Origin of the sequence: Bradyrhizobium japonicum USDA 6 (assembly GCF_000284375.1) — a bacterium.
In the GTDB taxonomy this organism is placed as follows: domain Bacteria; phylum Pseudomonadota; class Alphaproteobacteria; order Rhizobiales; family Xanthobacteraceae; genus Bradyrhizobium; species Bradyrhizobium japonicum.
On sequence record NC_017249.1, the window covers coordinates 523,036 to 537,664 of the forward strand.

The 14,629-nt window shown below is 64.4% G+C and carries 13 protein-coding genes; 8 read left to right on the plus strand and 5 right to left on the minus strand.

All coding sequences use genetic code 11. The features are described from left to right. The first annotated feature begins 74 nt into the window (after positions 1 to 74). From BJ6T_RS02415 to BJ6T_RS02425, 3 genes are all read left to right on the plus strand, one after another. On the plus strand, positions 75 to 1,049 hold the full coding sequence (locus tag BJ6T_RS02415) for an NADPH:quinone oxidoreductase family protein (RefSeq protein ID WP_014490699.1): 975 nt from the start codon (positions 75 to 77) through the stop codon (positions 1,047 to 1,049). 393 nt (positions 1,050 to 1,442) lie between these two features. After that, positions 1,443 to 2,291: a hypothetical protein gene (locus BJ6T_RS02420; RefSeq protein ID WP_014490700.1), complete on the plus strand. Its 849-nt coding sequence runs from the start codon at positions 1,443 to 1,445 to the stop codon at positions 2,289 to 2,291. 18 nt (positions 2,292 to 2,309) lie between these two features. Further along, complete coding sequence (locus BJ6T_RS02425) at positions 2,310 to 3,470, plus strand: TAXI family TRAP transporter solute-binding subunit (protein ID WP_014490701.1); 1,161 nt, start codon at positions 2,310 to 2,312, stop codon at positions 3,468 to 3,470. Positions 3,471 to 3,720: 250 nt separating this feature from the next. Here the strand turns inward: BJ6T_RS02425 and BJ6T_RS02430 are convergent, their stop codons facing one another. Together BJ6T_RS02430 and BJ6T_RS02435 are read right to left on the minus strand one after the other, a co-directional pair. After that, positions 3,721 to 4,104 carry a YkvA family protein gene (locus BJ6T_RS02430; RefSeq protein ID WP_014490702.1) on the minus strand — a complete coding sequence of 128 codons (384 nt, stop codon included), beginning with the start codon at positions 4,102 to 4,104 and terminating at the stop codon, positions 3,721 to 3,723. A 91-nt stretch (positions 4,105 to 4,195) separates the two neighbouring features. Next, on the minus strand, positions 4,196 to 4,498 hold the full coding sequence (locus BJ6T_RS02435) for a 4a-hydroxytetrahydrobiopterin dehydratase (RefSeq protein WP_028158617.1): 303 nt from the start codon (positions 4,496 to 4,498) through the stop codon (positions 4,196 to 4,198). 142 nt (positions 4,499 to 4,640) lie between these two features. Between BJ6T_RS02435 and BJ6T_RS02440 the strand changes: the two genes are divergently transcribed. After that, the gene (locus BJ6T_RS02440; protein WP_028169685.1) at positions 4,641 to 6,086 is read left to right on the plus strand and encodes a TAXI family TRAP transporter solute-binding subunit; all 1,446 of its coding nucleotides are present in this window, start codon (positions 4,641 to 4,643) and stop codon (positions 6,084 to 6,086) included. Between the two features lie 187 nt (positions 6,087 to 6,273). Then, positions 6,274 to 7,815: an alkaline phosphatase D family protein gene (locus BJ6T_RS02445; RefSeq protein WP_028169686.1), complete on the plus strand. Its 1,542-nt coding sequence runs from the start codon at positions 6,274 to 6,276 to the stop codon at positions 7,813 to 7,815. A gap of 24 nt (positions 7,816 to 7,839) precedes the next feature. Here the strand turns inward: BJ6T_RS02445 and BJ6T_RS02450 are convergent, their stop codons facing one another. After that, a complete protein-coding gene (locus tag BJ6T_RS02450) occupies positions 7,840 to 8,223 on the minus strand; it encodes a response regulator (RefSeq protein WP_028169687.1) in 384 nt (127 codons plus the stop codon). 187 nt (positions 8,224 to 8,410) lie between these two features. Between BJ6T_RS02450 and BJ6T_RS02455 the strand changes: the two genes are divergently transcribed. From BJ6T_RS02455 to BJ6T_RS02465, 3 genes are all read left to right on the plus strand, one after another. Continuing rightward, a complete protein-coding gene (locus BJ6T_RS02455; protein WP_014490707.1) occupies positions 8,411 to 9,187 on the plus strand; it encodes a Crp/Fnr family transcriptional regulator in 777 nt (258 codons plus the stop codon). A gap of 290 nt (positions 9,188 to 9,477) precedes the next feature. After that, positions 9,478 to 11,304: a translational GTPase TypA gene (typA, locus tag BJ6T_RS02460; RefSeq protein WP_014490708.1), complete on the plus strand. Its 1,827-nt coding sequence runs from the start codon at positions 9,478 to 9,480 to the stop codon at positions 11,302 to 11,304. Between the two features lie 181 nt (positions 11,305 to 11,485). After that, positions 11,486 to 12,730: a flavin monoamine oxidase family protein gene (locus BJ6T_RS02465; RefSeq protein WP_014490709.1), complete on the plus strand. Its 1,245-nt coding sequence runs from the start codon at positions 11,486 to 11,488 to the stop codon at positions 12,728 to 12,730. Between the two features lie 104 nt (positions 12,731 to 12,834). Here BJ6T_RS02465 and BJ6T_RS02470 read toward each other — a convergent pair whose 3' ends face one another. Then, positions 12,835 to 13,242, minus strand: a complete 408-nt coding sequence (locus BJ6T_RS02470) for a thiol-disulfide oxidoreductase DCC family protein (RefSeq protein WP_014490710.1) — start codon at positions 13,240 to 13,242, stop codon at positions 12,835 to 12,837. Between the two features lie 60 nt (positions 13,243 to 13,302). Beyond that, complete coding sequence (locus BJ6T_RS02475) at positions 13,303 to 14,622, minus strand: SDR family oxidoreductase (RefSeq protein ID WP_014490711.1); 1,320 nt, start codon at positions 14,620 to 14,622, stop codon at positions 13,303 to 13,305. Between the last annotated feature and the right edge of the window lie 7 nt (positions 14,623 to 14,629).

The following is a 14,629-nucleotide window of genomic DNA, read 5'->3' on the forward strand; positions in this document are numbered from 1 at the left end:
TAAATCCGGCAAAACCCAATCAACTATAATTCCGCTCGAAACGCCCAGTGCTTACTTCTCAAGAAGGTGCCGCCATGAAAGCCATCCTCTGCTCGCAATATTGCCAGCCCGATGATCTCGTGCTTGCCGACGTGCCGGATCCGGTGGCAGGTCCGGGTGAAGCGGTGATCGCGATCAAGGCGGCGGCGCTGAACTTCTTCGACATCCTGATGATTCAGGGCAAGTACCAGATCAAGCCGCCGTTCCCGTTCTCGCCCGCCGCCGAAGTCGCCGGCGTGATCGAGAGCATCGGTCCCGGCGTGACCGATCTGAAGGTCGGCGATCGCGTCGTCGCGTCCTGCGGCCACAACGGCGCGCGCGAAAAGATCGCGCTGCCGGCGGCATCGATCGTGAAGATTCCCGACAATCTCGACTATGACCGCGCGGCCGGCATCATCATCATCTACGGCACCGCGCTGCATGCGCTGGAAGACCGCGCGAGCCCGAAGCCGGGCGAGACGCTCGCGGTGCTGGGCGCGGCCGGCGGCACCGGCCTGGCTGCCTGCGAGCTCGGCAAGCTGATGGGCCTGAAGGTGATTGCCTGCGCCTCGTCGGACGAGAAGCTCGAATTCGCGAAAGCGCATGGCGCCGAGCTGACGCTCAACTATGGCAAGGAAGATCTGAAGGAAGGCTTGCGAAAACTCACCGGCGGGAAGGGCGTCGACATCATCTTCGATCCCGTTGGTGGCGCCTATGCGGAGCAGGCACTGCGCTCGATTGCCTGGGAAGGCCGCTTCCTGGTCATCGGTTTTGCCGCCGGCGACATTCCGAAGATGCCGCTGAACCTCGCGCTGCTGAAGGGTTGCGACATCCGCGGCGTGTTCTGGGGCGCGTGGACCCGGCTCAACCCGGCCAAGAACCGCGCCAATCTCGAGAAGCTGGTGAAGTGGACCGCGGAAGGAAAGATTTCCTCGCATGTCGACCGCACTTTCCCGCTGGCACAAACCGCCGACGCACTGAAGGTCCTGGCGGGACGCCAGGCCATGGGCAAGGTGATCCTGCATCCGTGATGATGTGGGCGACGGCGTCGCCTGCTACGCACTCGCCACACATGCAACTGTCATCGCCCGCCTTCTGCGCAATTGCGTACTGAGGCGGGCGGTCCAGATTTCAGAGGCGCCAGAGATTTCAGCCGAGACACCGCGGCCCACTGGATGCCCCGAGGGTCAACGCCAGCGGCGTCTAGGAAAAGTTTCCTCAACCATCACCGCCAAAATCGTGGTGCATTCCCCTGGTCCGCCTCAATCAAACCCAAATATTTCCTGATTCGCGCAAACCGTTGTCGTTTTTTGGGCTGATTCCAGCGGCGTTTTACCGGTTCCATTTGCGGGACACTTTGGACAAAAGCAAGAAGACTTAAGCCGAATTGCCCCTGCGTTGCGTTAGTAATGGGGAGCATGACCATGGAGACGACGGCGCATCGCCCGTCGAAGGAGTCGAAGGCGTTCGACTCCGATCGAGCCACATCATCACATCCGCCGACCGCGTCCTTTATCCGTGCGCGCGCCACGCGGGCCGATCTTTCGCAGGACGATCCAATTCCACTCTTCCTGTCCGATCCGCTCGGTGCGCCGGACCCGCGCGAATATGCGCCCGTTGAGGTGCGCTCCAGAATTGTCCCGCGTGTTCTCGCGGCCGTTCTGACGGCATCCACCCTGGCAGTTCTGGTCACACTGTTTCAGTCCGACTTTCGCGGCCTCTTCGCCGCCAATGCCGTTAGCTGGATGGGCATCGCGCCGGAGCAGGCGATGGCGTCGGCCAACACGCCGCCGGCCATGACGCAGAGCTCGCTGAAGGATTCGGACCGCGTGACCAACACGAGGCTGGCGAGCGCCAACACGCAGGATCCCCCTGCGCCGTCAACGCCGAGCCGCGAAGCGATCGCGACCGCCTATCAGACGGCGCTGCAAGCCCAGGCACCCGCGCCCGCACCTGTCGCGGCGCTGCCTGCACCTCCTCCGCCTGCCAGGACGCTCGATGCCGACACGCTGGCTGGGCTGATGACGCGCGCGAAGAACCTGTTGAAGATCGGCGATATTGTTGCAGCCCGCCTGCTGCTCGAGCGCGCGGCCAATGCACAGGATGCAACGGCCGCGTTTCTGCTGGCGCAGACCTATGACCCGGCCGTGCTGGGCACCAGCGACGCGCGGAGCATCGCCGGCGACGCGACCGTCGCGCGCGACTGGTACCAGAAGGCCGCGGCACTCGGATCGGCGGAGGCGCGGCAGCGCCTCGCTCAGCTTCAGAACTAGAACTTTTCAGAGGGTATCATGCGTAACGCTTTGGGAATGGCGGTTGCCGCCATCATGACGATCTGTGCCTTCGCGGCACGCGCCGAGCAGACCGAATACGATCCGGCCAAGGTTTCGGACAGCTTGAGGGCCATCTTCCAGTTCGGCTCGACCTCGACCAAGCAGTCGTTGAACGCCAACACTGTCACGCTGATCACCGGCACGATCGGCGGCACCTATGTGCAGTTCGGCGCCGACCTCGCCTCCGTGCTCGACGACGGCAACAAGATCCGCGTGCTGCCGATCGTAGGCCGCGGCTCGGTGCAGAGCGTCGCCGACATTCTGTTCCTGCAAGGTGTCGATCTCGGCATCGTGCGCGCGGATACGCTCGACTATCTCGAACGCAAGGGCTTTGCCAAGGACATCAAGAAGCAGTTCACCTACGTGACCAAGCTCTACAACGAGGAGATGCAGGTGATCGCGCCGAAGTCGGTCGCGACGCTCAAGGACCTCGAAGGCAAGACTGTCAGCGTGGACCTGCCGAACGGCGGCACCTTCGTCACCGCGCTCACCGTGTTCGAGCGGCTCGGGATCAAGGCGAAATTCGTCTATGTCGAGCAGCGCATCGCGATGGAGAAGCTGAAGGCCGGCGAGATCGACGCCGTCATCGTGGTCGGAGGCAAGCCTTACAAATCGGTCTCGAACTTCGGCAATGACGGGCGCTTCCATCTTGCGGGGGTCGAATATGCAAAGCCGCTCCAGAGCGACTATCTGCCGGCGACGCTGACCGCCAAGGACTATCCGAACCTGATCAAGGAGGGCGAGAGCGTCGACACGATCGCGGTGCCCGCGGTGCTTGCCGCCTATAATTGGGCCCCGAACACCGAGCGCTATCGCAAGCTCGCGCTGTTCGTGGACGCCTTCTTCACCAAATTCCCCGCGCTCCAGAACCCGCCCTTCCATCCGAAGTGGAAGGAGGTCTCGCTGTCGGCCCCCCTGTCCGGCTGGAACAGATTGCCGGTGGCGCAACAATGGCTCGACAAGCATGGCATCGAGCCGGTGACGCGGCAGCGCTTCGAGGCGTTCCTGAAGCAGAACCCCGCGGGAACGAAAGTGTCCGACGCGGACAAGGAGACGCTGTTCAAGCAATTCCAGGCGTGGGACGCGGAGAAGGCGCGGGCGGAGGCGGGGAAGAAGTAACGAGCGGCGGCCGCTGGTGTCGCAAGCGCTGTCCGCACTCTGACTGTCATCGCCCGGCTTGACCGGGCGATCCAGTACTCCGAGACGGTTGTGATGGAATCGATAGGCCGCGGCGTACTGGATGCCCCGGTCCCGGCTCCGCCAAGGCTACGCCGGGCCACAAGCTCGCTCGGCCGCTGAAGCTTCAGCGAAGGCGGCAAGCCGGGGCATGACGGCGATGGGCGTGGCTACGGCGTGTCGCCAACAACGCCTACTGCGCCGTCTCCCCCTCATCCACCCCACGCTTCAACACCGCACGCGCGGCTTCGCGGTGCTCCGTCGTGATGTGGCTGGCGACCATGCGGATGGCGGTGGCGAGCACGGCGGCGTCATCGGTGAAGCCGAGGATCGGCATCACGTCGGGGACGAAATCGAACGGCAGGATGAAATAGGCGATCGCCCCGAGCAGCGACGCCTGGACATGGCGCGGCGTCTGCCGGTCGAACGCACAGTAATAGGCCGCGAGCAGATCTTCCGCGAACGGCAATTGCACGGCGACGCGCTTCAGCTTGCGCCAGAAACGGCGGCGCACGCTCTCATGATCCTCCGCGAGCCGATCGGCCGGCTCGAAGCCGACGCTGTGTTCGGCAGCCATGTTCGACAAACTCCCCGTTCAGCCAGGGGCGGCAGATGGCCGCGTCTCCTGCTGATCACAACATGGGGATGCAGCCGATCCTCGCAAGATCTCAGGTAGCTGTCAGCTTGGCGATCGTGTTCATCGTCCTGGCGAGCTCGATGTCGAGCTTGGTGACGCCGCCGGCGTCATGGGTCGACAGCACCACCTCCACCGTCTTGTAGACGTTGCGCCATTCGGGGTGGTGATCCATTTTCTCGGCAACCAGCGCCGCGCGGGTCATGAACCCGAACGCCTCGTTGAAATCCTTGAAGACAAAGGTCTTCCCGATGGCGTCGCGGCCCTGAACCTCGGTCCAGCCCGGTATGGCGCCCAGTGCCTGCTTGCGTGCATCCGCCGTCAGCCGCTCTGCCATGATCGCCTCCATTTTCAGGGGAACTTTACCCTAACACCATGCATATGCAGACCGGATTTCGTCCATCCGCTAACCATGACGGAGATGTAACCCCGCCGGACAAGAAATTTGCTATGGTTGCGGGTGTAAATTGCCGGCCAAGATGAAACTGAGCCTCAAGCGCCTGTTTGGGAGATCGATGACCGGGGGATTGCACCTGGCCGAAGCGCCCACCCCTCCTTCGCCGCGATCAGCGGCGCGGAAGACGGCGCTGGTGTCTCTGGCGTTGGTGCTTGCGATCATCGGCGCGCTCGTCGGCGGCTACTATTTCGCAATGCGGCCGGTGACGCTGAAGATCGCGGTCGGTCCGGCCAATAGCGATGACCTCAAGGTGGTGCAGGCGCTGACGCAGGCTTTCGCGCAGCACAAGAGCTTTGTGCGGCTACGCCCGATCCAGACCGACGGCGCCACCGCCAGCGCCGATGCGCTCGCGGAGAACAAGGTCGATCTCGCCATCGTGCGCGGCGATGTCGACGTGCCGAAGAACGCGCAAGCCGTCGCGACCCTGCGCAAGAACGTCGTGGTGCTGTGGTCCGTGCCCGGCAAGGGCAAGAGGAAGGACGCGAAGATCACCAAGATCGCGCAGCTCGCCGGCCATCGCGTCGGGGTGATCGGCCGAACCCAGGCCAACGTCAACTTGCTCAAGGTGATCCTCCAGCAATACGGCGTCGATCCCGCCAAGGTCGAGGTCATACAGTTTCCGGCCAATGAGGCCGCCGAGGCGATCAAGGCCCAGAAGGCCGATGCCTATCTCGCAGCCGGCCCCGTCAACAGCAAGATCACGTCGGATGCGATCGCGGCTTCCGCCAAGGACAGCGGCACGCCGACCTTCCTCGCGATCGATTCCGCGGACGCGATCGCGCAAAACCATCCCGTCTACGAAGCATCGGAGATTCCCGCCGGCACCTATGGCGGCTCGCCCGATCGCCCCGATGACGAGGTCAAGACCATCAGCTTCTCGCACCACATCGTGGCGCGCAAAGGTGTGTCCGATACCACCATCGCGGCGTTCACGCGCCAGCTCTTCGCCGTGCGCCAGCAACTGGTGGCGGAATTCCCGATGGCGGCAAAGATCGAGACGCCCGACACCGACAAGGATGCGGTGATCCCCGTGCATCCGGGCGCCGCCGCCTTTGTCGACGGTGAGGAAAAGACCTTCCTCGACAAATACAGCGATTACATCTGGTGGACCCTGATGGCGCTCTCGGCGATGGGCTCGATCGGCGCCTGGTTCGCGGGCTACCTCAAGAAGGACGAGCGCGACAACAACAGCCATTTGCGCGACCGCCTGTTCGACATGATCGCGGCGGCGCGCAAGAGCGAGACGACCGACGAGCTCGACCAGATGCAAACCGAGGCTGACGAAATCCTGCGCGACACGCTGCGCTGCTTCGATCACGGCGCGATCGAGGAGGGCGGGCTCACCGCCATCAACATCGTGCTCGACCAGTTCCACGCGGCCGTCGCCGACCGCAAGGCCGTGCTTTTCGCCATGCCGCAAAGCCTGCAACGCGCAGGCGCGCAATTCAGGGCCGCCGGCAACGCGTAAACGCTTGCCGCGTTATTGCTGCGTCATACTGTCTCAGTATAGCTTTCGTAGTCATTCCGGAGCGCACGCAGCGCGAGTCCGGAATCTCGGGATTCCCCGGTGCGCAATTGCGCATCTGAGGTCCGGTCCTTCGGACCGTCCCGGAATGACGACGCGAGATGCGCACGAGACAAAAAGCGAAGCCACCATGAACATCAAATTCTCCCGCCGCCGCTTCCTCACCACCGGCGCCGGTGCGCTCGGCGCGATCGCGATGCCCCATCTCTCGCGCGCGGCCGACCGGCCGGCGGTTACGCATGGTGTGCAGTCCGGCGACGTCACGGTCGACGGTGGCGTGGTCTGGGCGCGCACGGACCGGCCATCGCAGATGCTGGTCGAGGTGGCCACGACCGAGTCCTTCAAGGATGCCCGCGCGCTGCCGCCGATCGCGGCGCTGCCGGAGAGCGACTTCACCGCGAAGATGCTGATTGAGAACCTGCCGGGCGGACAAGACATCTTCTATCGCGTCCGCTTCCGCGACCTCTCGCACAGCGCGATCGAGGGCGAGCCGGTGGTCGGCCGCTTCCGCACCGCGCCGGCCGACCGTCGCGACGTCAGCTTCGTCTGGGGCGGCGATGTCGCAGGGCAAGGCTGGGGCATCAATCCGGATGATGGCGGTATGTTCACCTTCTCTGCGATGCGCAAGCATCGCCCGGATTTCTTCCTGCATTCCGGCGACACGATCTATGCCGACGGTGCGATCGAATCCGAGGTGAAGCTCGCCGACGGTAAGACCTGGAAGAACGTCACCATCCCCGAGAAGGCCAAGGTCGCGGAGACGCTGGACGAGTACCGCGCCGCGCACAAATACAATCTCACCGACGACAACGTCCGCGCCTTGAATGCCGAAGTGCCGATCTTCGTGCAGTGGGACGATCACGAGGTGACCAACAACTGGTCGCTGTCGAAGGAGTTGCCGGCGTCCTACAAGGTGCGCGACATCTCGCTGCTGGCAGCCCGCGCGGGCCGCGCCTTCCACGAGATGTATCCGATGCGGGAGAGCATCGTTGAGCCGGGCCGGGTCTATCGCCAGATCTCGTACGGCCCGCATCTCGACGTGTTCATGCTCGACGAGCGCAGCTATCGCGGCCCGAACGGCGCCAATCTCGAAACCGCTTACGGGCCCGCCAGCTATTTCCTCGGCCCGGACCAGATCGCCTGGCTCAAGCGCGGCCTCCTCAACTCGCGCGCCACATGGAAAGTGATCGCCTCCGACATGCCGCTCAGCCTCGTCGTCTCGGACACGCCGAAGGGCGGATCGGAAGCCATTGCGCAGGGCGACGGTCCGGTACGCGGCCGCGAGTTCGAGATCGCCGACATCCTGCGCTTCATCAAGATGGCGCCGATCAGCAACACGGTGTGGCTGACCGCGGACGTGCACTACGCCGCCGCGCATTATTACGATCCGAACAAGGCGCAATTCCAGGAGTTCGAGCCGTTCTGGGAATTCGTCTCGGGCCCGCTGCATGCGGGCACCTTTGGTCCAAATGCGCTCGACAACACCTTTGGGCCGGAGGTGCGCTTCGTCAAAGCACCGGGAAAGGACAACCAGAACCTGCCGCCGTCCGCGGGCATGCAATTCTTCGGTCACGTCAAGATCGACGGCGCATCCGGCCAGATGACGGTGACCTTGCGCGACCGCGCCGACGTCGCGCTGTGGTCGACCACGCTCGATCCAAAATCTGCCTGAAGTCGGGAGAACGCCGACGGGCGATCAAGCACCGCGCGAGCGCAGCGCGGCCTCCAGCGCTTCGCTCGAGCAGGGCTTTTGCAACCGCGGCCGTGTCTTGAATTCGGGAGCGATCCGAGCTTCGGCACCGTAGCCGGTCACGAAGACGAAGGGAATCTGCGCCGCCGCCAGCCGGTCGGCGACCGCAAAGCTTTTCTCGCGGCCGAGCTCGACGTCGAGCAGCGCGAAATCCGGCGCGCGCGCTGCGATCGCCGCCAGCGCCTGCGCCACCGACCCCATGGTACGCACGGTCTTCACGCCAAATCCGAGCAGGCGATCCTCGAAATCAATCGCAATGATCGGATCGTCCTCAACGATCAGAACATCGGCGGGCATGCCGGCGGAGTCGTCCGGGGGAGCAGGTATCATGATGCTGGATATCGAGGGCTGCATGTTCTTACCGATCAAGGACAGCCTCATCCCGACGCCTGCGCCCAGCACATCGGAGGGTTCCCGGAACGAAACTCACCACAGAACAGTTTTCACGTCTGTCCACTTGTGCACACAGCCCATGATCGGACCTCGCTAGTGTTGAAAGGAGAGCAGGGGATTTACGATGGACGCGCGTATCAGCAAGACAACCGAAGTCGGCAGCCGGCCGGCCAACAATCTGCTGCGGCGCTTGAGTGCGGCTGACTACGCGCTGCTGGCACCGCACGTCACCCTGGACACCGCCGGGGCCAACGAGCTGCTCTACAGTCCCGGCGACGATGTTCAGGTCGTGCACTTTCCCTGCGGGCCGTCGCTCGCGACATTTCTCGTTCCCAATGAGGACGGCCGCGACGTCGAGACCATCCTGGTCGGACGCGAAGGCGCAGTGGGCGGCATCGTCAGCGAGGGATTCTTGCCGGCCTATACCCGCATCTGCGTGAAATTCGGCGGACCATTCGCGCGCATTCACGTCGCCAAGCTGGAAGCAGCCAAGATGCGCTCGGCCTCGCTGCGTAACATCTTCGCCCGCTATGCCGACTGCATGCTGGCGCAGATGTTCCAGTCCACCGCCTGCAACGCCATCCACTCCATCGAGCAGCGTACGGCAAAGTGGATCATCGCGGCGATGGAGCGGACCGGCGACGAGAGCAGCGTGCCGCTGACGCATGAGCAGCTCGCGACGCTGCTCGGGGTCGGCCGCAGCTATGCGAGCCGCGTGCTCCAGTCGTTCAAGGCCGAGGGCGTGCTCGATACAAGACGCGGCGCGATCCTGGTCCGCAATCTCGACGGCCTGCACCTGCGCGCCTGCCTGTGCAACGACGCGGTGAAGATGCACTTCGAGGAGGTGCTGCGCGGGGTCTATCCGACCGAAAAGGCGGACCTGAGCTCCGCGCAGGGCTGATCGAGGCGGCCGCCGGCCGAACAAGGGCCGGTTTGACACCGGATTGTCACTAAGCCCCGGGGATTCCCGGGCAAAATTCAATCAACCAAGGCCCAAAGAACACATTGTTTTTGGCGGTTTTTGCATATATTGCGCCGCAACGCGTAGGGTGCCTGGTCGAGATGGCCGGGCGGCCCTTTTTGGGCGGAAAGCGCCCGTTTCCAGTCTTCCAGCGTTGTTTCGAGAAGAGGTCCCGGTCCGACCGGCGAGATCGCGCTTAACCCATTGTCCGACCGCAAAGAAGCTCACTCATGAACCTTCGTAACGTCGCCATCATCGCCCACGTCGACCACGGCAAGACGACCCTGGTCGACAAACTCCTCCAGCAATCCGGTACGTTCCGCGAGAACCAGAAGGTGACGGATCGCGCCATGGACTCCAACGATCTGGAGCGTGAGCGCGGCATCACCATCCTGGCCAAGGCGGCCTCGGTGCAGTGGAAGGACACCCGCATCAACATCGTCGACACCCCCGGCCACGCCGATTTCGGCGGCGAGGTCGAGCGCATCCTGAACATGGTGGACGGCGCCTTGGTGCTGGTCGACGCCGCCGAAGGCCCGCTGCCGCAGACCAAATTCGTGGTCTCCAAGGCGCTCAAGGTCGGCCTCAAGCCGATCGTCGTCATCAACAAGGTCGACCGCCCCGACGCGCGCCCGACCGAAGTCATCAACGAGGTGTTCGACCTGTTCGCGGCGCTCGACGCCAGCGAGGAGCAGCTCGACTTCCCGATCCTGTACGGGTCGGCCAAGCAGGGCTGGATGGCCGAAAGCCCCGAAGGTCCGCAGGACAGGGGCATGGAGCCGTTGTTCGACCTGGTCCTGCGCCACGTCGCGCCGCCGACGGTCGAGCAAGGCCCGTTCCGCATGATCGGCACCATCCTCGAGGCCAACCCCTATCTCGGCCGCATCATCACCGGCCGCATCTCGTCCGGCGTGCTCAAGCCGAACCAGCAGGTCAAGGTGCTGCATGCCGACGGCAAGCTGGTTGAGTCCGGCCGCATCACCAAGATCCTGGCCTTCCGGGGTCTCGAGCGCACGCCGCTCGATGAAGCCGAAGCCGGCGACATCGTCGCCATTGCCGGCCTGACCAAGGGCACCGTCGCCGACACCTTCTGTGATCCGACCGTCGAGGTGCCGCTGCCGGCGCAGCCGATCGACCCGCCGACCGTGTCGATGTCGTTCATCGTCAACAACTCCCCGCTCGCCGGCACTGAAGGCGACAAGGTGACGAGCCGCATGATCCGCGACCGTCTGCTGCGCGAGGCCGAAGGCAACGTCGCGCTGCGCGTCGTCGAGGCCGCCGACAAGGACGCGATGGAAGTGTCCGGCCGCGGCGAATTGCAGCTCGCGATCCTGATCGAGACCATGCGCCGCGAAGGCTTTGAGCTCTCGGTGTCGCGCCCGCGCGTCGTGTTCCAGAAGGATGAAGCGACCGGTGCCACCATGGAGCCGATCGAGGAAGTCGTGATCGACGTCGACGAGGAGCATTCCGGCGTCGTCGTGCAGAAGATGAGCGAGCGCAAGTCCGAGCTGATCGAGATGAAGCCCTCGGGCGGTAACCGCCAGCGCCTGGTGTTCTACGCGCCGACCCGCGGCCTGATCGGCTACCAGGGCGAGCTGCTCACCGACACCCGCGGCACCGCGATCATGAACCGCCTGTTCCACGGCTATGCCCCGTACAAGGGCGAGATCCAGGGCCGCCGCAACGGCGTCCTGATCTCCAACGACCAGGGCGACGCGGTGGCCTACGCCATGTTCAAGCTGGAAGACCGCGGCCCGATGATGATCGAGCCGGGCTGGAAGGTCTACAAGGGCATGATCGTCGGCGAGCACACCCGCGACAACGATCTCGAGATCAACGTGCTCAAGGGCAAGCAGCTCACCAACATCCGCACGACGTCGAAGGACGAAGCGGTCCGACTGACCCCGCCGATCCGCATGACGCTGGAAAAGGCGCTCGCCTATATCGAGGACGACGAGCTCGTCGAGGTCACCCCGAAGTCGATCCGCTTGCGCAAGAAGCATCTCGACCCGAACGAGCGCAAGCGCGCGGAAAAGTCCAAGGAAGCGGTGGCGTAAGGCCACCGCTCACTGTCATGCCCCGGCTTGACCGGGGCATCCAGTACGCCGCGGCCCTTCGATTCGATAACAGCCTTCTCTGAAATACTGGATCACCCGCTCCAGTGCGCAATTGCGCACAAGGCGGGTGATGACAGTTCGTTTTGTGGTGGCTCTCCAGCGAACGTGCTAGAGCCCATCCATGTCCCTGCCCTCCTCCGTCAACGTCGCGATCATCGGCGCCGGCGCAGCCGGCCTCGGCGCGGCGCATGCGCTGGCTGGCTCCGGCCTGTCCGTGATCGTGCTGGAGGCGCGCGAGCGGATTGGCGGACGCGCCTGGACCGTGCAGGCCTCGCCTGAGGTGATCTTCGACGTCGGCTGCGGCTGGCTGCACTCGGCCGACAAGAATTCCTTCGTCGGAATCGCAAGGCAGCTCGGCTTCGAGGTCAACAAGGACCTGCCGCCCTGGCGCGAGCGCGCCTTCGGCAACGCGTTTCCGCAGGCCGAGCGCGACGATTTCATGCGCGCGATGGGCGCATTCTACGAACGGCTGTGGCAGGCCGCGCAAAAGGGCAAGGACGAGCCCGCGAGCCTGAGCCTCGATCCCGGCAATCGCTGGAATCCCATGATCGACGCGGTCTCGACCTACATCAACGGCTGCGAACTGAAGGACATGTCGACACTGGATTGGGACGCCTATGAGGACAGCGACCTCAACTGGCGCGTCCGCCGTGGCTATGGCGCGCTGGTCGCGGCCTATGGCGCCCCCTGCCCGGTGGCCCTGGGCTGCAATGTCACGCTGATCGATCATTCCGGCCAGCGCCTCCGCATCGAGACGTCGCAGGGTACGTTGACCGCCGACAAGGCGATCGTCACCGTTCCGACCGATCTCATCGCCGATCAGGCGATCCGCTTCTCACCGCCGCTGCCCGCCAAGGTCGATGCAGCGGCCGGCCTGCCGCTCGGCGTCGACGACAAGGTGACGCTGGCGCTCGACGATGCAGAAGCCTTTCCGAAAGAGGGCAATCTGCGCGGTGCCACCATGCGCACCGAGATGGGCACCTACCACATCCGCCCGTTCGGCCAGCCCTGCATCGAAGGCTTTTTCGGCGGCAGCTTTGCCCGCGAGCTGGAAGACGCCGGCGACGGCGCCATTGCCGCGCACAGCATCGACGAGATCGCAGGCTTCCTCGGCAACGACATCAGGCGCAAGCTGAAGCCGCTGTACGAGTCGCGCTGGGCGCACGACCCCTTCGCGAGAGGATCCTACTCGCACGCGCTTCCGGGTCACGCTGGTGACCGGGCCGTGCTGGCTGCGCCGGTGGATGGGCGGATGTTCTTCGCGGGAGAGGCGACGTCGCCAAGCTTCTTCACGACGGCGCATGGCGCCAGGGACAGCGGGGAGCGGGCAGCGAGGGAGGTGCTGGCGGCTTCAGGCAAGCCGTAAACCGCAAACTCCGTCATTGCGAGCGCAGCGAAGCAATCCAGAATCTTTCCGTGGAGACAGTCTGGATTGCTTCGTCGCTGCGCTCCTCGCAATGACGAGGGAAGCTACTCAATCACCCGCGCCCGCAGATCGGCATCGGGTACAAAGCAGGCGTCATACTTCCCGAAGATGCGATAGCGGTTGCGCGCGATGAGGCTGTACACGGGATCTCGCAGCAGTTTTGGCACGGCGAACAACGCGCGCGCCCAACTCCAGCCCGGCAGATGCGACAGCACGGTCAGCGCGGCGTCGGACTTCATAAAGACCTTTCCGTCATGAACCACGGCATTGGTGTCGGGATCGTCAGGATCGATGCCAAACGTACGCGCAAGCCGCGCCCCGTAGTCCGACTGGATCGGCGTGAAGCGAAACCGCTTCGCCGTGTCGCGCTGGGCGACGAAGCGGACCCACCGCGAGCAGAAGATGCAGACGCCGTCGAAGAGGATCACGTCATCGTCGGGCCATTTGCTCATCAGTCTCTCTATCTTACGCGTTTTCTTCACGCGAACCGGGATCCACTTCGCTCGAAAACGCTATCGATTATCCAGCATCAACAAGGCGACCAGCATCAGCACGATGGCCGGCCCTGTCTTCACCAGCGCGCCGAGCGGCTCGATCCAGAGGTCGGGCGTGAGGATCGCCGCACCGAACATATAGCCGAGCGAGGCGACAATGCCTGCAACCAGACCGATCGCCGCGGTGCGGCGGAAGGCGATCAGCACGCCGATGCTCATGTCCATCAGGCTGGTGCCGATGGTGATGGGATCGACCAGCGCGGGCGGAAAATTGTGCGCACTCAAAATGCCGGCGGCGGCGCGGTAGGAGACGAACAGCGCGATGAAGCCGGAGACGAGCCAGAACGCAACGAGGCTCGCAAAAATCAGCGGCTTGATCAGGAACAGCCGCGCGAACCATTTGTCCTGAATGGTGGCGGGATGGCGCCCGATCGTCTCGGTCAACGTCCGCGGCACGATGCCCGTGGCGGCGATCCACGGCGAGGGATCGCCGGTCACGCCGCGGCGCAGCTCGGCGATGGCGGTGGAGCGCATCGGCGGCATCCAGCCGAGATGATTGGCAAGATCGCCGATCTTGGCGCCGAGATCGAGCATGAAGGATGGCATCACGAGGCGCGGCCAGCCGGCCGTGCCGAAGGCGTGGCGGAACTGTTTGATGACGCCGGCCATGGTGAGCGGCTCGGCCTGCATCAGGTCCCACGTCACGGCTGTGACTGAGGCGTCGTCGATATGGCGCGCGGCGAGCCAGGCGATGGTGGCCGAAATGTCCTCGACGGCGGCGGACTGGAATGGCGTCGACATCTCCTTCTGCGGCAGGTCGAGCGGGAAGGCGGCGAGCGCACGCAGCATGGCGCTGCCACCATAGGCTGAAGGAGCAACGACAAAGCCGGGCCGCAGAATCGCGTGGGGGATGCCGGAGGCTGCAATCAGGCGTTCGGCCTCGCGCTTGGTCGTCGCGAAGGCGGTGCGATCCGCCTCTGCGGTCCCGGGGATCGAGATGTGCACCAGCCGGATCGCGCGGCAGCTGTCGGCGATCGCCTGAAGCAGGCGCGCGACGAAATCGCGATGCACCGCGCCGGTGTCGCTGCCGGGACCATCCTGGAGCACGCCTAGACAGTTCACGACGACGTCGACGGCGTGCTCGCGGAAGAGGCGCATCAGCGCGGCTGCATCGAGTGACAGGATCGGCTGCTCGATCTCCAGCGCGCTCATCTTCTGCGCGGGCGACAGGCTGCGTGCGACGCCAACCACGCGAAATCCGCGCACGCGCAGATCGTCGGTGACGAAGCACCCGATCAGGCCGGAGGCGCCGAGCACCAAAACGGTTCGCTGGGTCATCGCATCT